Genomic DNA, 21,002 nt, shown 5'->3' with positions numbered 1-21,002 from the left:
AAATGGAGTTGGTAAATTGTGAAATGGTCAGAAATTAGTATTCATACAACAGAAGAAGCAGTAGAAGCTGTCTCTCATATTTTGCATGAAGCAGGCGCTAGCGGGGTTGCGATTGAGGACCCAGCGGAGTTGACGAAAGAGCGCAAGCAACAATACGGTGAGATTTATGCACTTAACCCAGATGAATATCCAAGTGAGGGTGTTTTGGTAAAAGCATATTTCCCACAAACGGATTCTTTAAACGAAACGGTTGCAGGTGTAAAATCATCTATTGATGCACTACCATCTTTCGACATCGAAATTGGTAAAGGAACTATTACAATTAATGAAGTCGATGAGGAAGATTGGGCTACTGCTTGGAAGAAGTATTATCATCCAGTTCAAATTTCTGATACATTCACAATTGTGCCGACGTGGGAAGAGTATACACCGTCTTCTCCAGATGAAAAAATTATTGAATTAGATCCAGGTATGGCGTTTGGTACAGGGACACATCCAACAACGACGATGTGTATTCGTGCGTTAGAAAAAACGGTTCAGCCAGGTGATACTGTGATTGATGTGGGGACAGGTTCGGGGGTACTTAGTATTGCTGCGGCAAAATTAGGTGCGGCTTCTGTTCAAGCGTATGATTTAGACCCAGTTGCAGTTGAAAGTGCAGAAATGAATGTGCGCTTAAATAAAACAGATGACATTGTCAATGTTGGACAGAATAGTCTATTAGAAGGTATTGAAGGTCCGGTTGATTTAATCGTAGCAAATTTACTAGCGGAAATCATTCTTCTATTCCCTGAAGATGCAGCGAGAGTTGTGAAGCCAGGTGGATTATTTATTACATCTGGTATTATTGGGGCGAAAGAAAAAGTAATTTCTGAAGCGTTAGAAACAGCTGGATTTTCAATTGAAGAAGTACTTCGAATGGAAGATTGGGTAGCAATTATTGCACGAAATGCGTAATATAGATTTTAGTCTATAAAGAACAGGGGAGTCTCTCACCGTATAAGGTGAGGGACTTACCGTTTGTTATATGAAAATGATAACGTTTCGTTCTTTTCGTAAGTGTTGACTTACGAAAGGAACGAAACTCTACTAAGGTGATTATATGCAACGTTATTTTGTAGAAGAGAAATATGTAAATGAGACAAGTATTCGCATAATGGGTGATGATGTCCATCATATCGCAAGAGTGATGCGTATGTCAGCTGGTGACCACATTTATTGCTGTGTAAATGGTAAAACAGCAGAGTGTTCAATTGCTGAAATTACCAGTGAATTTGTGGATACCACTATTGTAGAATGGGTAGAGGCGTCAAGCGAACTTCCTGTGTTCGTGACGATTGCAAGTGGACTGCCGAAAGGAGACAAGCTAGAGTTAATTTTTCAAAAAGGAACTGAGCTTGGGGCAGCTGCATTTTTACCATTTCAAGCATCTCGATCTATTGTAAAGTGGGATGCGAAAAAAGCAGATAAAAAAGTTGAGCGTTTGAAAAAAATTGTAAAAGAAGCTGCGGAACAATCGCATAGAAGTGAAATTCCAGAAGTACACGTTCCCTCATCATTTAAACAACTGCTGTCGATGAGTAGCGAGTATGATGTTTGTCTTGTTGCGTATGAAGAAGAAGCGAAACAAGGTGAGAAATCTAATTTTGCGAAAGCTTTAGCGACGATTAAACCAGGCCAAAAGCTGCTGATTGTATTTGGACCAGAAGGCGGTTTAGCGGAGGAAGAGATAACCGCACTTCGTGAACATAAATTTGTACCATGTAGTTTAGGACCAAGAATTTTAAGAACAGAAACGGCTCCGCTTTATGCGTTAAGTGCCGCTTCTTATCATTTTGAATTGATGGGGTGATAATCAATGGCAACTGTTGCGTTCCACACGTTAGGTTGTAAAGTAAACCACTATGAAACAGAAGCGATTTGGCAATTGTTTAAACAAGGTGGTTATGAAAGAACTGAATATGAAAAAAAATCTGATGTATACGTTATTAACACATGTACAGTAACGAATACTGGAGATAAAAAAAGCCGTCAAGTAATTAGACGTGCTGTACGTCAAAATCCAGATGCGGTAATTTGTGTAACGGGATGTTATGCACAAACATCTCCAGCGGAAATTATGGCGATTCCAGGTGTAGATATTGTTGTTGGTACGCAAGATCGTGAGAAGATGTTAGGATACATTGAAGAATTCCGTAAAGAGCGTCAACCAATTAATGCTGTCCGCAATATTATGAAAACACGTGTATATGAAGAGCTCGATGTACCATATTTCACGGACCGTACACGTGCATCTTTAAAAATACAAGAAGGTTGTAATAACTTCTGTACATTTTGCATCATTCCTTGGGCGCGTGGTTTAATGCGTTCTCGTGATGGAAAAGAAGTTATTAAACAAGCGCAGCAATTAGTAGATGCGGGCTATAAAGAAATCGTATTAACAGGTATTCATACAGGTGGGTACGGTGAAGATATAAAAGAGTATAACTTAGCTGGATTACTGCGCGATATGGAAGCGGAAGTAGGCGGATTGAAACGCCTTCGTATTTCTTCTATTGAGGCGAGTCAAATTTCTGATGAAGTAATTGAAGTGTTAGATAAATCAGAAGTAGTTGTACGTCATTTGCATATTCCATTACAGTCAGGATCTAATACTGTATTGAAACGTATGCGCCGTAAGTATACGATGGAATTTTTCCAAGAGCGTTTAGATCGTTTGAAAGAAGCGTTACCAGGTCTTGCGATTACATCAGACGTAATTGTTGGATTCCCAGGCGAAACAGAAGAGGAATTCATGGAAACGTACAATTTCATTAAAGAGAATCGTTTCTCTGAATTACACGTTTTCCCTTATTCGAAACGTACAGGTACTCCAGCAGCACGTATGGAAGATCAAGTTCCTGAAGACGTGAAGAACGATCGTGTTCACCGTCTAATTGAGCTATCAAATCAATTAGCGAAAGAGTATGCTTCTAGATTTGAAGGTGAAGTACTTGAAATCATTCCGGAAGAGACATTTAAAGATGGTGACCGTGAAGGTTTATATGTAGGTTATACAGATAACTACTTAAAAATTGTGTTTGAAGGATCTGAAGAATTGATTGGTAAGCTAGTAAAAGTGAAAATTACAAAAGCTGGTTATCCATATAACGAAGCGCAGTTTGTTCGTGTTCTTGAAGATGATGTAAAAAAAGAATCAGCAAGCGCATAAAATGAAACTTTAATCAGTGGGGGATTTTGTTCATTCACGCTGATTATCAGCCTGACCCCACCTAAGTTCTTTGCTTTCGCTGAATTTTGAGGTGGGGGTCTTACTGTCCTGGCAAATAGCGGGATAAAAAGCATGCAAACGGAAATAATTTGCATGCTTTCTTTTTTTTTGGGGAGAAGTTAAGTACTGAAAAGGCAGGTACGTTGAATGAGTAGTTATTTAATGCTTTCTTGTATTAAAAAAGGTGTAATGATAAAAAATATAGTTGTCTTCAGGGGAAAAGGATAATAGCTATCTACATAGCTTTTGAACAGGTAAGGGCATCTATTCTTCTTTTATTCTGCCAAATAGTTGACCTGAAGTGATAAAATGTATTATAATCGTAAAAGACATGCTGAAGAAGGGTTTCTTTTTGCATGCTGAAATTAGTATGTAAGTGTGATGTTTCGGAGGGAGGGAAAGAGAATGTCAAAAACAGTCGTTCGTAAAAACGAGTCTTTGGAGGATGCACTTCGCCGTTTTAAAAGATCGGTTTCTAAAACTGGTACACTTGCTGAAGCAAGAAAGCGCGAGTTTTATGAAAAGCCAAGTGTAAAACGTAAGAAGAAATCTGAAGCGGCAAGAAAGCGTAAGTTCTAAGAGAGGGTGTAAGTTATGAGTCTTCTCGGTCGTTTAAACGATGATATGAAACAAGCGATGAAGAATAAACAAAAAGAAAAATTAACCGTTATTCGTATGGTTAAGGCTGCTTTACAAAATGAAGGTATTAAACTGCAACATACTCTTACTGAAGAAGAGGAATTAACAGTTTTAGCTCGTGAAGTAAAACAGTATAAGGACTCCCTCCTTGAATTTAAAAAAGCTGGTCGTGAAGACCTTGTTGATAAACTGCAAAGTGAAATTCAGATTTTAAGCGCATATTTGCCGGAGCAATTAACGGAAGAAGAACTAGCGGATATAATTAAGCAAGTTATTTCTGAAGTTGGTGCTACATCTAAAGCAGATATGGGTAAAGTGATGACTGCTGTTATGCCGAAAGTAAAAGGTAAAACAGACGGATCACTTGTGAATAAGCTGGTTATCCAGCTATTAGCATAAAAAAGCGTCTCATTTCGTATGAGACGTTTTTTTATGCTTTTTTCAGTTTGGACGTGATATTACAAGCTCTTTTTTCATACATATGGGATGAGAGGGGGTCTTTTGAGATGAAAAAAATAGAACAAATGAAGAATTGGTTAACGAAGCAAATAGACCTGCCAGTGGATGTGTTAATGGATCTACCTCGGATCACGCTTGTTGGGCAAGTACATATCTATATAGAAAATCATCGAGGATTATTAGTGTTTTCAGATAAAGAGGTAAGATTGCTATTGAAACATGGTCAATTATTAATTAAAGGTCAATCCTTTGTTATTAAAACAATCCTTCCAGAAGAACTGTTGCTTGAAGGGATTATTGAACAAGTGACGTTTTTAGAAAATGAAAAGAAAGAGGAGTGAGGAGAAACTTCCGTTTGTGGAGTTTTTCTTCGTTACCTTGTATTAACAGGCGGTAACGTTCTGGCCTCAATATTCGGTTCGTACAAAGAGGATAGGTGGGAATTGAGTTCCACGTAAAAAATTGGCTCGTGAAGGTTAATAATTAGTGAGGATCAAGGAATCTGCTAATTAAAATTTTAGTACGAGCTAGTTTGATAATCGAATTGAAAAGTAGTGTATCTACTTTTAGAAAGGTAGTGGAGATAGTCGATGAAAAATAAATGGTTTATAAAATGGCTTGGGTATGTAAAGGTGCGAATTGAAGGTAGAGGAGCGGAACGCTTTGTTAACGAGTGTGTGCGGAAGAAATTACTCGTTTGGGATGTAAAGAAGATAGCTGATGAAACGTTAGTTTTTTGTATGTTATTACGAGATGTGAAAAAGATAAAACCAATTTATAGAAAAAATGAATGTAAATTATATTTTATTGGACGTTACGGTTTTCCTTTTTGGAATAAGCGTGTAATTAAAAATAGTGGATTTTTAATTGGGTTTTTAATATTTTTTTTCGGAATGATCGCATTGTCAAATATGGTGTGGAAAATTGAAATTACAGGAGCAAAACCTGAAACAGAATATATATTGATGAAAGAATTGGACAAAATGGGTATAAAAAAAGGTAAATTACAATTCCAAATGCCGAGTGTAGAAGATGTTCAACGTCATTTGACAGACAATATTAATGCGATTACTTGGGCGGGATTAGAAATAAGAGGGACAACATATCATTTTAAGATTGTTGAAAAAAATGAACCGAAAAAAGAAAGTGAACAACAGCCACAAAACTTAGTAGCAAAAAAAGAAGGGATTATTACAAAAACATTTGTGGAAGTTGGGAAGCCGGTTGTCATGAAAAATGACCATGTAGAAAAGGGGCAACTTCTCGTATCCGGGATGTATGGTAATGAGGAGAATCCGACAGTTGTTTCGGCTAAAGGGATTGTATATGGAGAAACGTGGTATAAATCTGAGGTGGATGTTCCGTTAAAGACACAATTTCAAGTGTATACTGGTAATTCATACAATGAACATTTCCTTAAATTTGGGAGTACTAAAATAAAAATATGGGGATTTCTAAAGGATAAGTATAAGCGCTCTCGTACTGAAAGTGTAAAACATGATGTGAAATTATTTGGATTTACATTACCAATTGCATACGAGAAAGATATTGTACGAGAAGAGGAAGAAGCGAACCGAGAATATACCGAAAAACAAGCAATGAAAGTAGCGAAAGAGATGGCAGAAAAAGAACTGAAGAAAAAATTGGATGAACATGCTATGATTGTAAGTGATAACATTTTGAGTAAAGAGGTTGAGGCGGATCACCTAAAGGTCACATTACATTATACAGTGATTGAAAATATTGCAGAGCCACAACCAATATCTGAATCCGATATTCAAGGAGACTGAGTAATGGCAGAACAATTAGTAGAAATGAACCAACAATTGGAAAATCCCAACGAAGCAATCGCTCTTTTTGGGGTAAATGATGCTCATTTAAAAGTAATTGAACGAGAACTTAGTGTATCGATTGTGACTAGAGGAGAATCTGTTCGTGTATCTGGGGCAGATGAAACTGTGGTGCTCGTAGAAAAAATCTTACAACAGTTACTTGTTGTTATCCGTAAAGGTGTATCAATTTCGGAAAGAGATGTTGCGTATGCGATTCAGCTTGGGCAACAAGGGAAAATTGCTCAATTCGAAGAATTATATGAAGAGGAAATTTTTAAAACGGCAAAAGGTAAATCCATTCGTGTGAAAACGATGGGGCAAAGACGATATATTCATGCAATGAAAAAGAATGATATTGTATTTGGGATAGGACCTGCTGGGACAGGAAAAACATACTTAGCCGTAGTAATGGCTGTGAGAGCTTTAAAGCAAGGGTATGTAAAGAAAATTATTTTAACAAGACCTGCTGTAGAAGCTGGAGAGAGCTTAGGGTTTTTACCAGGTGATTTGAAAGAAAAAGTAGATCCGTATTTACGTCCACTATATGATGCGTTACATGATATTCTTGGACAAGAATATACACAACGTATGATGGAACGTGGTGTAATTGAAATTGCACCTCTTGCTTATATGAGAGGGCGTACTCTTGATGATTCATTTGTTATATTAGATGAGGCGCAAAATACAACTGGTGTTCAAATAAAAATGTTTTTAACACGATTAGGTTTTAGTTCTAAAATGGTTATTACGGGGGATCCCTCACAGGTAGACTTGCCAAAAGGGGTAAAGTCAGGTCTTTCTATTGCTGCTAATATTTTATCTGGTGTATCAGGTCTTTCGTTCATAACACTGGAACAAACAGACGTTGTGAGACACCCATTAGTGCAACGTATTATTGAGGCATATGATAAAATGGAATGATCCTATTTGTCAGGATCATTTCTTTTTGTATGATAAGGTTGGCGAATGACATATTTTTTACTATCATTAAAGACGAGGGAAATAAACTATAGGTGATAGTGGATAAAAATGTTGTCCAAAAAGTATCGTTACCTAGAAGAAATGAAAGCTATAAATAGTTTCACTTTATTTCTGGAGAGGAGAAGGTATTGAAATCATGTCAAGATCTCAAGAAATTTCTAAGTGGTTTCGTAATTTACAACATTCGAAAAAACTAAGTTGGATTTCTTACGTTTTATTAGGGGCAGTGCTGTTTTTTGCACTTATGAATAATGTAAAACCAGAGCAATTAGATGTTACAACATATTCTATTGCGAAAAAAACAATCCATTCTCCTATTAAAATTGAAGATAAAGTTACAACGGACAAAAAGAAAAAAGAAGCCGCTACAAAAGTTGAAGATCAATATACATATAAAAGTGAGTATAAACAAAATAAAGTGGATATTGTGAATGACGTCTTTGCTAAAGTAGATGAAGTGATACAAGAGATTAAAGCGGTTGGACCGGATGAGCAAAAAAAGATTACTGATGCTGAAAAAGTGGACAAGTTGAAAAAAAAATTGCCTACTGATTTAACGAAAGAATTATCTGATTCAAACTTACTAAACTTAATTAATGCGGATTCGAACCAATTAGTATTAGCGAAAGATGCAACAGTTACAGCTATTAATAGTATCATGACTGAGCATGTTAAAATGGATGAATTGAAGGATGCGAAGGAACGATATGTAAGTGAGATGAATAGTGTTAATGTTGATAATGGTTTAAAGGAATCTATTAAGGCGTTAGGGAAATATGCGATTTCTGCAAACTATTTTTATGATCCGACCTTAACAAAAGAGAAGAGAAAAGCGGAAGAAGATTTAGTTCCACCTGTTTATATTCTTCAAGGGCAAGTCCTTGTTAGAGAAGGTGAAACGATTTCAAGTGATATGTACAATCAGTTGAAATTAGTTGGCCTGTTAGAAAAAGGGAACAGTTTTCAACCCTATGTTGGGTTAGCGGTACTCATTGGTGTGCTATTGTACTTTATGCATAAGCAGTTTGAAGTGTTTTTACAGCGGAAAAGAGAAGATAGGCCGTATGTCTTAGCGTATATTACAATTTTGTCTATCACGATTGTTTTAATGAAAATCATTAGTTTGTTTCAAAAGCTTGAGTATGCAGGAATCGCGTATGTTGTTCCAGTTGCAATGGGAACAATACTTGTAAAATTAATGATTGGTGATCGATTTGTATTTTTAACGAGTATGATCTTTTCTGTATGCGGAAGTATTATGTTTAATGAAGGTGTAACGAGTACACTGAATTATAGTGTGGGGATTTATGTTTTATTAAGTTCATTATCAGTTAGTATTTTCTTGAGAGAAAAAAATCGTCGTACGATGATTTTACAAGCTGGTATACTCGTTTCTGTATTAAATGTAGTCGTATTAGCGGCTTTGCTATTATTACGTAACGGGAATTTTTCGCCTCTTGAAATTGGGGTGCAATTATTAATGGCTGCTGTTTCGGGTATTATCTCTTCTGTTCTAGCTATGGGGATTTTACCGTATTTAGAAAGTGGTCTTGGGATTGTATCGAGTATGAAATTGATGGAACTTTCAAGTCCGAATCACCCGCTTTTGCGTAAAATTTTATTAGAAGCACCAGGTACATATCACCATAGTGTAATGGTAGCTAATCTCTCAGAAGCTGCTTGTGAAGCAGTTGGAGCAAATGGAGTATTAGCGCGTGTAGGGGCGTATTATCATGATGTAGGGAAAACGGTACAACCACAGTTTTTTATTGAAAACCAAATGGGTATTGAAAACCCGCATGATAGATTAGACCCTGTAACGAGCAAAGATATTATAATTGCTCATGTAACCGATGGGGTGAGAATGTTAGAAGAACACCATATACCTCAAGAAATTATCGATATTGCTGGTCAGCATCATGGTACAACGTTACTTAAATATTTTTATTATAATGCGATTAAAGAAGATAAAGAGAAATATACGGAGGAAATGTTCCGCTATCCAGGATCAAAAGCAACTTCTAAAGAGTCGGCGATCGTTGGTATTGCTGATAGTGTGGAAGCGGCGGTACGTTCGATGAACCATCCAACACCAGATCAGATTAATAATTTAGTGCAAAGTATTATTAAAGATCGCCTGCAAGATGGTCAATTTAGTGAATGTGATTTGACATTTAAGGAACTACAAATCGTTGGAAAAACGTTATGTGAAACGTTAAATGGTATTTTCCATTCCCGTATTACATATCCGGAACCGCCGGAAGAAAAGGAGAAAGAATGAGTTTATTAATTGATTTTATTGATGAAACAGAAGAAGTGAAAGACGAATATATAAGTTTGATTCGAGGTTTAGTAGAGAAAGCAGCCCAAATGGAGAACATAGAAGAAGGTGCAGAATTATCGGTTACATTTGTAGATAATGAACGTATTCGTGAAATAAACCGTGATTACCGAGATAAGGATCAGCCTACGGACGTTATTTCTTTTGCTATGGAAGAAATGGGAGAAGGCGAAATGGAAATTGTCGGTGCAGAGATGCCGCGTATGTTAGGAGATCTTATTATTTCTATTCCAAGAGCAAAAGAACAAGCTGAAGAATATGGACATTCTTTTGATCGAGAACTTGGGTTTTTAGCACTACATGGCTTTTTGCATTTGCTTGGTTATGATCATATGACAGAAGAAGATGAGAAAGAAATGTTTGGAAGACAAAAAGAAATTTTAGAGGCCTTTGGATTAGGACGATGAAAACAGGAAAACTTTTAGATAGTTTTGGATATGCTATAGCTGGTATATACTTTTGTCTTCGTCATGAACGAAATATGAAAATTCATTATTTAGCCGCAGTCATCGTTATATGCTGCGGCTTTTATTTCCATATTACAACAATGGAATGGATTGTCGTACTTATTGTGATAGGGATTGTAATGAGTTTAGAGATGGTGAATACGGCTATTGAAAAAACAGTAGACTTAGCAACCACCGATATTCATCCGGTTGCAAAAATTGCAAAGGATGTTGCAGCAGGGGCAGTTTTATTATTTGCAATTATAGCTGCTGTAATTGGTGCTATTATCTTTTTACCGTATATGGTATAGTTGCATTCCGAAGCTTTTATTAAGCTTTGGGAGCGCCGTGAAGGCCTTTAATGAAAGAGTGTATCTATTCACATCTATGAACGGAAAGGATGCGGGAATATGAATAGCAAACAATTAATTCAAGAAGCAACCGAAGCGCGTAAACGAGCGTACGTACCATATTCTAAATTTCAAGTAGGTGCAGCTTTACTAACTCAGGATGGAAAAATATATCGTGGATGTAATGTTGAAAATGCATCATATGGTTTATGTAACTGTGCAGAACGAACAGCTTTATTTAAGGCAATTTCTGAAGGGGATAACGAGTTTGTAGCTATTGCAGTCGTAGCGGATACAAAGCGTCCAGTACCTCCTTGTGGAGCATGTCGACAAGTTATGATAGAATTATGTAAACAGGATACGAAAGTATACCTATCAAACTTACATGGTGATGTTCAAGAGACAACAGTCGGAGAATTGTTACCAGGAGCATTTTTAGCGGAGGATTTACATGAATAGAAAAGGTTATAAATCAGGTTTTGTCTCTATTATTGGCAGACCGAATGTTGGGAAATCTACATTTTTAAATCGTATTATTGGCCAAAAAATTGCCATTATGAGCGATAAGCCACAAACAACTCGTAATAAAATTCAAGGTGTATATACAGAAAATGATTCACAAGTAGTTTTCATTGATACACCAGGAATACATAAACCTAAACATAAACTAGGCGATTTCATGGTGAAGATGGCTCAAACGACATTAAAAGAAGTTGATATTGTTTTGTTTATGGTCAATGCAACTGAAGGATATGGTCGTGGTGAGGAATTTATTATTGAGAAATTACAAGAAACGAAACAACCGGTATTTTTGGTAATTAATAAAATTGACCAACTTCATCCAGAGCAATTGCTGGAGTTGATTGATCAATATCGTAAATTATATGAGTTCGCGGAGATTGTGCCAATTTCTGCATTGGACGGTAATAACGTTGAAGCGTTAATCGGAGCAATTAAAAAGTATTTACCAGAAGGACCGCAATATTACCCGGATAATCAAGTAACGGATCATCCAGAGCGATTTATTATTTCAGAGCTTATTCGTGAAAAAGTATTACATTTAACACGTGAAGAAGTACCGCATTCTGTAGCGGTTGTTATTGATGCAATTCAAAAGCGTGAGGGCGGAGCGGTTTATATAAACGCAACGATTGTTGTTGAACGTGCATCACAAAAAGGAATTATTATAGGTAAGCAAGGGAAGATGTTAAAAGAAGTCGGTAAGAGAGCTCGTTTTGACATTGAAGCACTTCTTGGTTCTAAAGTATTTTTAGAAGTATGGGTGAAAGTGCAAAAAGATTGGCGTAATAAGATGTCACAGCTTCGTGACCTTGGTTTCCGTGAAGACGAGTATTAATATGAAGTAAAGTTGTGATCAGTGGATGTTTTGTTCATCCGCTGATTATTGGTTTTTATGAACCTTGATAAATTAGGAAAAATTTTTCTCACATGAAAATGAACAAAATGGGTCAACTTAATAACAACAAAAGAAATTGGTTTATAGGCTACGCTTATTGAGAAAGGTGGATTCTTATGCTAGATTTTACCTGGAAGTTTTTCTCCAAAACAGGAAGCATTGAAACGTATTTGCTTTTGAAAGAAATGGAAAAAGACGTAAACGATGAGATGGATCAACATGAAGAGGAGTTAGCGCATCTAGACTCTCCAATTTCTTGACCCGTTTTGTTCAAACCTTGGATGGTGACGAACATGTTTCAAAAAGTTGAGGGCATTGTTATCCGTACGACAGATTACGGAGAAACAAATAAGATTGTTACAATATACTCGCGGGAATTTGGTAAGGTAAGTGCAATGGCAAGAGGGGCGAAAAAGCCGAAGAGTCGGTTAGCAGCTATTTCGCAACTTATGACACATGGTCATTTTCTTATTCAAATGGGATCTGGACTTGGAACTTTGCAACAAGGCGAGATTATTTCATCTATGAAAGAAATTCGCGAGGATATATTTTTAACTGCTTATGCATCATTTATTATTGAATTAACCGATAAAGCAACAGAAGATAAGAAGCATAATCCGTATTTATTTGAAATGTTATATCAAACGTTGCATTATATGTGTGAGGGTGTTGATCCAGAAGTATTATCATTAATTTATCAAACGAAAATGCTTCCGGTATTAGGGATGCGCCCGTACTTTGATACATGTGCTATTTGTCATCAAGAAACAGATTTTGTCGCCTTCTCTGTCCGGGAAGGCGGTTTTCTGTGCTCGCGTCATGCGGAGCAAGATCCGTATCGTATTCCGGTGGGAGAGGCTGTTCATAAATTATTACGTCTCTTTTTTCACTTTGATTTACACCGGCTCGGTAATGTATCGGTGAAGGATAGTACAAAAAAACAAATGCGCACAGTATTGAATACATATTATGACGAATATTGTGGGATTTATTTGAAAACAAGGCGTTTCTTGGAACAACTTGATAAGTTTCAAATATAAAAAGGGCCGTATACGGTCCTTTTTACATACTTTCTTTTTCGAATAGCATATTTAGTATATAATATTTAAGAGATAGTATAACTTTTTTCGTTGTGCATTAAAGGTGGTGATTATCATAGAGCTGAATAAACGGCAAGAGCATATCATTCAGATTGTAAAAGATCACGGTCCTATTACAGGGGAGTCAATTGCTGGGCAATTGGGTTTAACACGTGCAACGCTAAGACCAGACTTAGCAATTTTAACGATGGCTGGTTATTTAGAAGCGCGTCCACGTGTAGGTTATTTTTATACGGGTAAAACCGGGGGACAGCTATTATCTGAAGCTGTTAAGAAAATTAAAGTGCAAGATTATCAATCTAGACCGGCTGTAATTGATAAAAATGTATCAGTATACGATGCAATCTGTACTATGTTTCTAGAGGACGTTGGTACATTATTTGTTGTAGATCAAGCTACTTTATTAGTTGGCGTTGTATCTCGTAAAGATTTATTACGAGCTAGCTTAGGAAAGCAGGATTTAACCTCTCTTCCGGTTAATATTATCATGACAAGGATGCCAAACATTGCGATGTGTCGCAGGGAGGATTCTTTATATGATATTGCGATGGAATTAATAGAAAGACAGATTGATGCGATGCCGGTTGTGAAGGATACGAAACAAGGTTTAGAAGTGATTGGACGAATTACAAAAACAAATATTACACGTGCGTTTGTAAATTTAGTAAATAACGAATAAGTGTAATTTGTTTAAAGTGAGGTAATGTAATGGATAATAAAATCGTATATGTCGTATCTGACTCTGTAGGAGAAACGGCTGATTTGGTTGTTAGAGCGGCAATGGGACAGTTCCCATTCGCTCCTGATATTAGGCGTGTACCGTATGTAGAAGATACAGGGACATTAAAAGAAGTAATCTCGATTGCCAAGAGCAATCAAGCGCTTATTTGTTTTACGTTAGTAAAGCCTGATATGCGTCAATATTTATTGACAGAAGCGGCAAAAGAAGGAGTAGAGGCATACGATATTATCGGACCTCTTATCGATCAAATTGAAGAAATTACAGGGCAAGTACCAAGGTATGAGCCAGGTGTCGTTCGAAGATTAGATGAAGAGTACTTTAAAAAAATTGAAGCGATTGAATTTGCAGTTAAGTATGATGATGGTAGGGATGCACGTGGTATTTTAAAAGCTGATATCGTGTTGATTGGAATTTCACGTACATCAAAAACACCACTTTCACAATATTTAGCGCATAACAAACGTTTGAAAGTTGCTAATGTACCACTTGTACCGGAAGTGGATCCGCCTGAGGAATTATATCAAGTGGCAAAAGAGAAATGTTTCGGTTTGAAAATTATACCAGATAAGTTAAATCATATTCGAAAAGAACGATTGAAATCACTTGGATTAAGTGATGGAGCAACATATGCAAATATTAATCGTATTCAAGAAGAAATTGATCATTTTGAGGAAGTAATTAGTAAAATAAATTGTCAAGTGATTGATGTATCAAATAAGGCAATTGAAGAAACAGCAAATATTATTGTGAATGCAGTGCAAAACCAAAAAATGTTTTAGCACATTTACCAAAGGTGAATGTGCTTTTTTCGCTCGTGAGAAGGCGTTAGAGGAAGATGCGAAGTAGAGCATGAACTTTTGGCTTAGTAATAGAATATAGCGGAATGGTTATACTTATATTCTTCTGTTTTTTAATTATGCTAAAGGAACGATTTCGTTATCTTTAAGTGTAAGATGAAAATTAAAGGGATATGTAGCGTAGTTGAAGAAAATATATTATAATAAAAAATTGTGATAAAAACCTATATTTTACGTTTAGACTTTAATTTTTCAGAATAAACTAGGGATAGGATTTTCGAAAAAGACATGTATTTACGTTAAATCGACAAAATCTAGACAAGAAAACGCACATTATGGAAGGATTCACAGAAGGGATGTAGAATACAGAAATATGCAAAACATCAGATAAGATATTATTTGATGCAGATGCGTATCCCGTGAAGAATGCAATTGTGCAAGTTGGAACAAAATTTTATGTCGAAATTTTGTTTGTCGTATCCTATGCTCATCGTTCAAGAAAACAGCAAGGTAATTGGGTCTATGTAGATTCTGAGCAAGATGAAGTTGACTGTTATATTTATTAACATGCAAAAGCTACAGATCTCATGATCATACAGGCTATAGTGCTTCTTGCTAGTCTTCTTGTGAAAAAGGAGTATATGTATTGTCTCCAGGAGATACATTTGTAACAGATGAGCAAATGTATACAATTTTATATAGTAGTATGTATCTGCGAATTTACGCAGACTGGGGACTTATACGAAAGGTCCAAAATCGTTTACACAATGTGATCGACAGTACTTTCTAACAAATTTAGAAAAATATTGTCGAATTATAAAGGAATCTTTTAATTTATATCGAATACAAAATACGACACGGAGATGGAGTTATGGGGAACAGAATTCCTGAAGAAGTTGTTGAACAGATTCGGACATCATCCGATATTGTAGAAGTGATTGGTGAGTATGTTCAACTTAGAAAGCAGGGGCGTAACTATTTCGGCCTTTGTCCATTTCATGGTGAGAATTCTCCTTCATTCTCTGTTTCATCTGATAAGCAAATTTTTCATTGTTTCGGATGTGGAGAAGGTGGAAATGTATTTTCTTTTCTTATGAAAATGGAAGGACTTGCTTTCACAGAGGCTGTTCAAAAGCTTGGCGAAAGAAATGGAATTGCAGTTGCAGAATATAAATCAGGGCAAGGACAACAACAACAAGAAGACATATCTGATGACACTGTCATCATGCAACAGGCTCATGAACTTTTGAAAAAGTATTATCATCATTTATTAGTAAATACAGAAGAAGGAAATGAAGCACTTTCATATTTATTAAAACGTGGTATTACAAAAGAGATGATTGAGAAATTTGAAATTGGTTATGCATCACAAGCTTGGGATGCAGCAACGAAAATTTTACAAAAAAGAGGTTTGTCGCTATCTAGTATGGAACAGGCTGGCCTTCTTGTAAGAAGTGAGAAGGATGGCAGTCATTATGACCGCTTCCGCGGAAGAGTTATGTTTCCGATTTATACTTTACAAGGTAAGGTGATAGCGTTTAGTGGAAGGGCATTAGGCGATGACACTCCGAAATATTTGAATAGTCCTGAAACACCGATTTTTTACAAAAGTAAGCTGTTGTATAATTTCCACCAAGCAAGGCCGTTTATTAGAAAACGTGGGCAGGTTGTCCTTTTTGAAGGTTATGCCGATGTACTAGCCGCGGTGAAAAGTGGTGTGGAAGAAGCTGTTGCGACAATGGGAACAGCTTTAACTGAAGAACAAGCGAAACTTCTGCGACGTAACGTTGAAACTGTTGTTCTTTGCTATGATGGTGATAAAGCAGGGCGAGAAGCGACGATGAAAGCAGGGCAATTACTATTGCAAGTTGGTTGCCAAGTGAAAGTTACATCCTTGCCAGATAAGCTTGACCCTGATGAATATGTGCAACAATATGGGACAACCGCTTTTGAAAATCTTGTGAAATCAAGTATAAGTTTTGTTGGTTTCAAAATAAATTATTTGCGTTTAGGGAAAAATTTGCAAGATGAGTCTGGCAAAGAAGAATATGTAAAAAGTGTTTTAAAAGAGTTATCATTGCTACAGGATGCGATGCAGGCGGAATCATATTTAAAATCATTATCGCAAGAATTTTCGTATTCAATGGAAACACTTTTGAATCAATTGCACCAATATCGCAAAGAACAAAAGGTACAGCAAAAACAAATAAAGCAGGTTTCTAAGCCATCTCAAATTGTTCAAACGAAACCGAAATTAACAGGTTTTGAAAGGGCAGAAAGAGAAATTATTTACCATATGTTGCAAAGTGCAGAAGTGACAGTGCGTATGGAACCTCATATAGAAGATTTTTATACAGAAGAACATAAAGGGATTTTATATGAACTATACGCATATTATGAAAAGGGAAATGAACCTTCAGTCGGAACATTTTTAAGTTGGCTCTCTGATGAAAAGTTGAAAAATATTATTACTGATATTTCGACGGATGAATTTATTAATCCAGAGTACACAGAAGAAGCGTTACAAGGTCATTTGGAGGCGCTAAGACGCCATAAAGAAAAACTTGAAAAGATGGAAATTATCTTTAAAGTAAAACAAATGGAAAAAACAAATCCTGTAGAGGCTGCTAAATATTATGTGGCATATTTACAAAGTCAAAAAGCAAGAAAATAGCTTTTTCGATAAAGTTTTAGTATAATGAATGTTTGTATCTCGCGTAAGGAGGGGAACAGATGGCTGATAAACCAGCTCGTTCTAAACAAATTGAAACTGAAATGACCCTTGAGCAAGTGAAAGAACAACTCACTGAGCTCGGAAAAAAACGTGGCGTTCTTACATATGAAGAGATTGCAGAACGCATGAATGGATTTGAAATTGAATCCGATCAAATGGATGAATACTATGAATATTTAGGTGAACAAGGGATTGACTTAGTTGGTGACAATGACAACGACGAAGGTCCTAATAATCGTCAAATTACAAAAACGGAAGAAGAATTTGACCTTAATGATTTAAGTGTGCCGCCAGGTGTGAAAATCAATGACCCTGTTCGTATGTACTTAAAAGAAATTGGTCGTGTAGACTTACTATCTGCTGAAGAAGAAATTCGACTTGCGACACGTATTGAAGAAGGCGATGAAGAAGCAAAACGCCGTCTTGCAGAAGCAAACTTACGTCTTGTAGTAAGTATTGCAAAGCGCTACGTGGGCCGTGGTATGCTTTTCTTAGACTTAATCCAAGAAGGAAATATGGGTCTAATTAAGGCAGTTGAAAAGTTCGACTACCGTAAAGGTTTTAAATTTAGTACGTATGCAACTTGGTGGATTCGCCAAGCTATTACACGTGCGATTGCAGACCAAGCGCGAACAATTCGTATTCCAGTTCATATGGTTGAAACAATTAATAAGTTAATCCGTGTACAACGTCAATTATTACAAGATCTAGGACGCGAACCATCTCCTGAAGAGATTGGTGAAGAAATGGATCTTGCTCCAGAAAAAGTACGCGAAATCTTAAAGATTGCACAGGAGCCAGTTTCTCTTGAAACACCAATTGGTGAAGAAGACGACTCCCATTTAGGTGACTTTATCGAAGACCAAGAAGCAACATCGCCTGCGGACCATGCAGCGTATGAATTGCTAAAAGAACAATTAGAAGATGTGTTAGATACACTAACAGATCGTGAAGAAAATGTTCTGCGTCTTCGTTTTGGTTTAGATGATGGACGAACTCGTACGCTTGAAGAAGTTGGGAAAGTATTCGGCGTAACGAGAGAACGTATTCGTCAAATTGAAGCGAAAGCACTTCGCAAATTAAGACATCCAAGCCGTAGTAAGCGTCTTAAGGATTTCTTAGAATAGGCTACCTTTAAGTTTACTTCACTTTTGTGAAGTAAACTTTTTTGTTTTGTTAATTTTTGTTAAAATTTAGCTATCGGCAACGATTACAATTTCTTGTAATTTATTTTACAGAATTGTCTTTTGATTTGCAAATGCTCATTTTTCGATTTTTCGATTTATTTTGTTTATTATATACAAAATAATATGTAGAAAAGTAAAAAATATGATGAGAAACGTTAGTAATTATCGAAATAATATGCGATATAATAGTGAAAATCAATAAAATGAATTTACGGAATATTTTTAACAAGTAGTAGTTTGCTCTTTTCTGATAGGGCGTTTTCAAGTACAATATAAATGACTGAATCATCTAACTATTTAGCGGTATAGAGGGGGGAGAAGAGATATGAAACGTAATCCGTTGATTCCGTTCGCTCTTATTGCAGCATTAGGTATTATCGTTATGTTTGTATTTTCATTTCAGGGGCTAAATAAATCTAAAGAGTTAGCTGATGCAAAAAATGGTGGGAAACCAGCACAAACAGCATCAAAGCCAGAGGATATTGTAAAGCAAAGCTGTACGAGCTGTCATGGTGATCAGTTACAAGGAGCGGTAGGCCCTAATTTACAAAAAATTGGTGGGAAACTTTCAAAAGATGAAATTAAAGAAGTTATTTCAAAAGGAAAAGGAAATATGCCGCCAAATATAGTTCCAGCTGATCAAGCGGCAAAAGTAGCTGATTGGTTATCGAAGAAAAAATAAAGTATAGAAAAACAAGCCTTTTGCTTTTTGCAAAAGGCTTGTTTTTCTATACTATCTAAAATACGATTAGTAATAGAGAATTGAAGTATTGTTATGGACTTGCAACAACTACTATAAATTCATTATCATGGAGACAGACTGAGAAGAGAAGGAGTAATGGAAATACATGAATGAAGTAAAGCTTTCGAAACGATTAGAAGAAGTTGTGAGGGAGATTCCGGTAGGCTCTACAGTAGCTGATATTGGATCGGATCATGCGTATTTACCGTGTTATACAATTATAAATAATATTGCTACAAAAGCAGTTGCAGGAGAGGTTGTAGATGGACCATTTCGCTCTGCACAAGCAACTGTAGCTGAAAGTGGCTTACAAGATAAAGTAGACGTTCGTAAAGGGAATGGATTAGCTGTTATAGTGCCAGGAGAAGTAGATGTTATTACGATTGCTGGTATGGGTGGAGCGTTAATTCGTGACATTTTAGAAAGTGGTAAAGAAAAATTAGAAGGTGTAACACGTTTAATCTTACAGCCGAATATTGCAGCACACCATATCCGTGAATGGTTTATTGAAAATGGATGGGAGCTTATCCGTGAGAAAATTGTAATAGAAGACGGAAAGATTTACGAGATTTTAGTCGGAGAGCGAGGAGATACAGCAGTACCTTACTCTGAAAATAAACAAGCTGAATTGTTTATGGGTCCATTTTTAATAAAAGAAAAAAGTGAAGCTTTTGTTGAAAAGTGGGAAGGGGAATTGAAAAACTTCCAAAATATTTTAAAACAGTTAGAACGTGCAGCAGAGTCTGAAGAGACAAAAGCGAAGCGTGCAGAAGTAGAAGCGAAAATGAAAATGATAGGAGAGGTTTTATCATGAGTAAAATTCCGAATGGTCATGAAATTATTTCTTTGTTTGAAGGTATGTATCCGAAGCATTTAGCGATGGAAGGGGATAAGATTGGCTTACAGATTGGAGCGCTTAATAAACCTGTCCAGCACGTATTAATCGCGTTAGATGTAACTGAGGAAGTTGTGGACGAGGCGATCCAATTAGGAGCGAATATCATTATAGCGCACCATCCTTTAATCTTTAATCCATTAAAAGCGATTCATACAGATAAGGCGTACGGAAGAATTATTGAAACGTGTATTAAAAATGATATTGCGGTTTATGCCGCACATACAAATGTAGATATTGCTAAGGGCGGGGTAAATGATTTACTTGCTGATGCGTTAGGGTTACAAAATACAGAAGTATTAGCTCCTACATATGCAGAAGAAATGAAAAAAATTGTTGTATTTGTTCCAGTAACCCATGCAGAAGAAGTGCGCAAAGCTCTTGGAGATGCGGATGCAGGTCATATCGGTAATTATAGCCACTGTACGTTCGGTAGCGAAGGGGTAGGTACGTTTATCCCTCAAGAAGGTACAAATCCTTATATCGGAGAAACTGGGCAGTTAGAACGTGTGGAAGAGATACGTGTCGAAACGATTATTCCAGCTTCATTACAAAGAAAGGTTATTAAAGCGATGTTGGCAGCCCATCCATATGAAGAAGTGGCATATGATGTATATCCGCTTGATAATAAAGGTGAAACATTAGGTCTTGGTAAAATAGGGTATTTACAAGAAGAAATGACGCTTGAGCAGTTTGCTTTACATGTGAAACAATCATTACATGTAAAGGGTGCAAGAGTTGTTGGAAAGTTAGATGATAAGGTGCGTAAAGTAGCTGTACTTGGTGGTGACGGTAATAAATATATAAACCAAGCGAAATTTAAAGGAGCAGATGTATATGTAACAGGTGATATGTATTATCATGTTGCTCACGATGCGATGATGATTGGTTTAAATATAGTCGATCCAGGACATAACGTTGAAAAAGTAATGAAGCAAGGTGTACAAAAACAATTGCAAGAAAAAGTAGATGTGAAGAAATTCAATGTACACATTCACGCTTCGCAGTTACATACAGATCCATTCACATTTGTATAAGAAAAATAAAAACCGTTGCTCATGTAGGCAAC

23 protein-coding genes are annotated in these 21,002 nt (G+C 36.4%); all 23 read left to right on the top strand.

Translation table 11 applies throughout. The features are described from left to right. Positions 1-18 precede the first annotated feature (18 nt). The 23 genes from prmA to MKX37_RS20995 all read left to right on the top strand — a co-directional run bounded on the left by prmA (position 19) and on the right by MKX37_RS20995 (position 20,970). Positions 19-957 (top strand): 50S ribosomal protein L11 methyltransferase, encoded by a 939-nt coding sequence (gene prmA / locus MKX37_RS21105; RefSeq protein ID WP_002167655.1) that lies wholly within the window; start codon positions 19-21, stop codon positions 955-957. A gap of 145 nt (positions 958-1,102) precedes the next feature. Beyond that, the gene (locus MKX37_RS21100) at positions 1,103-1,852 is read left to right on the top strand and encodes a 16S rRNA (uracil(1498)-N(3))-methyltransferase (protein WP_002015195.1); all 750 of its coding nucleotides are present in this window, start codon (positions 1,103-1,105) and stop codon (positions 1,850-1,852) included. 6 nt (positions 1,853-1,858) lie between these two features. Further along, positions 1,859-3,211: a tRNA (N(6)-L-threonylcarbamoyladenosine(37)-C(2))-methylthiotransferase MtaB gene (gene mtaB / locus MKX37_RS21095; protein WP_002015193.1), complete on the top strand. Its 1,353-nt coding sequence runs from the start codon at positions 1,859-1,861 to the stop codon at positions 3,209-3,211. A 465-nt stretch (positions 3,212-3,676) separates the two neighbouring features. Then, positions 3,677-3,850 carry a 30S ribosomal protein S21 gene (rpsU, locus tag MKX37_RS21090; protein WP_000048061.1) on the top strand — a complete coding sequence of 58 codons (174 nt, stop codon included), beginning with the start codon at positions 3,677-3,679 and terminating at the stop codon, positions 3,848-3,850. A gap of 15 nt (positions 3,851-3,865) precedes the next feature. Continuing rightward, entirely contained in the window at positions 3,866-4,309 is a 444-nt protein-coding gene (locus tag MKX37_RS21085; protein WP_000054578.1) for a GatB/YqeY domain-containing protein, read from the top strand. 107 nt (positions 4,310-4,416) lie between these two features. Then, positions 4,417-4,710 carry a sporulation protein YqfC gene (yqfC, locus tag MKX37_RS21080; protein ID WP_002067170.1) on the top strand — a complete coding sequence of 98 codons (294 nt, stop codon included), beginning with the start codon at positions 4,417-4,419 and terminating at the stop codon, positions 4,708-4,710. Between the two features lie 249 nt (positions 4,711-4,959). Continuing rightward, entirely contained in the window at positions 4,960-6,159 is a 1,200-nt protein-coding gene (gene yqfD, locus MKX37_RS21075) for a sporulation protein YqfD (protein WP_002184946.1), read from the top strand. Between the two features lie 3 nt (positions 6,160-6,162). After that, positions 6,163-7,122, top strand: coding sequence for a PhoH family protein (locus MKX37_RS21070; protein ID WP_002015189.1), 960 nt, complete (start codon positions 6,163-6,165; stop codon positions 7,120-7,122). 196 nt (positions 7,123-7,318) lie between these two features. After that, positions 7,319-9,463: an HD family phosphohydrolase gene (locus MKX37_RS21065; protein WP_002015188.1), complete on the top strand. Its 2,145-nt coding sequence runs from the start codon at positions 7,319-7,321 to the stop codon at positions 9,461-9,463. Then, positions 9,460-9,930 carry an rRNA maturation RNase YbeY gene (gene ybeY / locus MKX37_RS21060; protein ID WP_002088675.1) on the top strand — a complete coding sequence of 157 codons (471 nt, stop codon included), beginning with the start codon at positions 9,460-9,462 and terminating at the stop codon, positions 9,928-9,930. The genes MKX37_RS21065 and ybeY overlap by 4 nt, the downstream gene beginning before the upstream one ends. Continuing rightward, positions 9,927-10,280 (top strand): diacylglycerol kinase family protein, encoded by a 354-nt coding sequence (locus MKX37_RS21055; RefSeq protein ID WP_002129138.1) that lies wholly within the window; start codon positions 9,927-9,929, stop codon positions 10,278-10,280. Before ybeY ends, MKX37_RS21055 begins: the two co-directional genes overlap by 4 nt. Positions 10,281-10,379: 99 nt before the next feature. Next, positions 10,380-10,778, top strand: coding sequence for a cytidine deaminase (locus tag MKX37_RS21050; RefSeq protein ID WP_002015184.1), 399 nt, complete (start codon positions 10,380-10,382; stop codon positions 10,776-10,778). After that, positions 10,771-11,676: a GTPase Era gene (era, locus tag MKX37_RS21045; RefSeq protein WP_002088672.1), complete on the top strand. Its 906-nt coding sequence runs from the start codon at positions 10,771-10,773 to the stop codon at positions 11,674-11,676. Before MKX37_RS21050 ends, era begins: the two co-directional genes overlap by 8 nt. A 176-nt stretch (positions 11,677-11,852) precedes the next feature. Continuing rightward, positions 11,853-11,996 (top strand): YqzL family protein, encoded by a 144-nt coding sequence (locus tag MKX37_RS21040; RefSeq protein WP_000883924.1) that lies wholly within the window; start codon positions 11,853-11,855, stop codon positions 11,994-11,996. 33 nt (positions 11,997-12,029) lie between these two features. Next, positions 12,030-12,776, top strand: coding sequence for a DNA repair protein RecO (recO, locus tag MKX37_RS21035; protein WP_002129136.1), 747 nt, complete (start codon positions 12,030-12,032; stop codon positions 12,774-12,776). Between the two features lie 106 nt (positions 12,777-12,882). Continuing rightward, positions 12,883-13,515, top strand: coding sequence for a helix-turn-helix transcriptional regulator (locus tag MKX37_RS21030; protein WP_002015181.1), 633 nt, complete (start codon positions 12,883-12,885; stop codon positions 13,513-13,515). Between the two features lie 29 nt (positions 13,516-13,544). Then, positions 13,545-14,357: a pyruvate, water dikinase regulatory protein gene (locus tag MKX37_RS21025; RefSeq protein WP_002015180.1), complete on the top strand. Its 813-nt coding sequence runs from the start codon at positions 13,545-13,547 to the stop codon at positions 14,355-14,357. Positions 14,358-15,021: 664 nt separating this feature from the next. After that, complete coding sequence (locus MKX37_RS21020) at positions 15,022-15,165, top strand: hypothetical protein (protein WP_162836445.1); 144 nt, start codon at positions 15,022-15,024, stop codon at positions 15,163-15,165. Between the two features lie 81 nt (positions 15,166-15,246). Then, a complete protein-coding gene (gene dnaG / locus MKX37_RS21015) occupies positions 15,247-17,049 on the top strand; it encodes a DNA primase (protein ID WP_002129132.1) in 1,803 nt (600 codons plus the stop codon). A gap of 59 nt (positions 17,050-17,108) precedes the next feature. Continuing rightward, positions 17,109-18,236, top strand: a complete 1,128-nt coding sequence (gene rpoD, locus MKX37_RS21010; protein WP_000764062.1) for an RNA polymerase sigma factor RpoD — start codon at positions 17,109-17,111, stop codon at positions 18,234-18,236. Between the two features lie 385 nt (positions 18,237-18,621). Then, complete coding sequence (gene cccA / locus MKX37_RS21005) at positions 18,622-18,978, top strand: cytochrome c550 (RefSeq protein WP_002129130.1); 357 nt, start codon at positions 18,622-18,624, stop codon at positions 18,976-18,978. A 166-nt stretch (positions 18,979-19,144) separates the two neighbouring features. Further along, complete coding sequence (locus MKX37_RS21000) at positions 19,145-19,852, top strand: tRNA (adenine(22)-N(1))-methyltransferase (protein ID WP_002129129.1); 708 nt, start codon at positions 19,145-19,147, stop codon at positions 19,850-19,852. Continuing rightward, complete coding sequence (locus tag MKX37_RS20995; protein WP_002129128.1) at positions 19,849-20,970, top strand: Nif3-like dinuclear metal center hexameric protein; 1,122 nt, start codon at positions 19,849-19,851, stop codon at positions 20,968-20,970. Before MKX37_RS21000 ends, MKX37_RS20995 begins: the two co-directional genes overlap by 4 nt. The last annotated feature ends 32 nt before the right edge of the window (positions 20,971-21,002 follow it).

This window comes from Bacillus sp. FSL R5-0709, assembly GCF_038004785.1.
GTDB lineage: Bacteria > Bacillota > Bacilli > Bacillales > Bacillaceae_G > Bacillus_A > Bacillus_A mycoides.
This window is presented reverse-complemented; position numbering and strand designations above follow the sequence as displayed.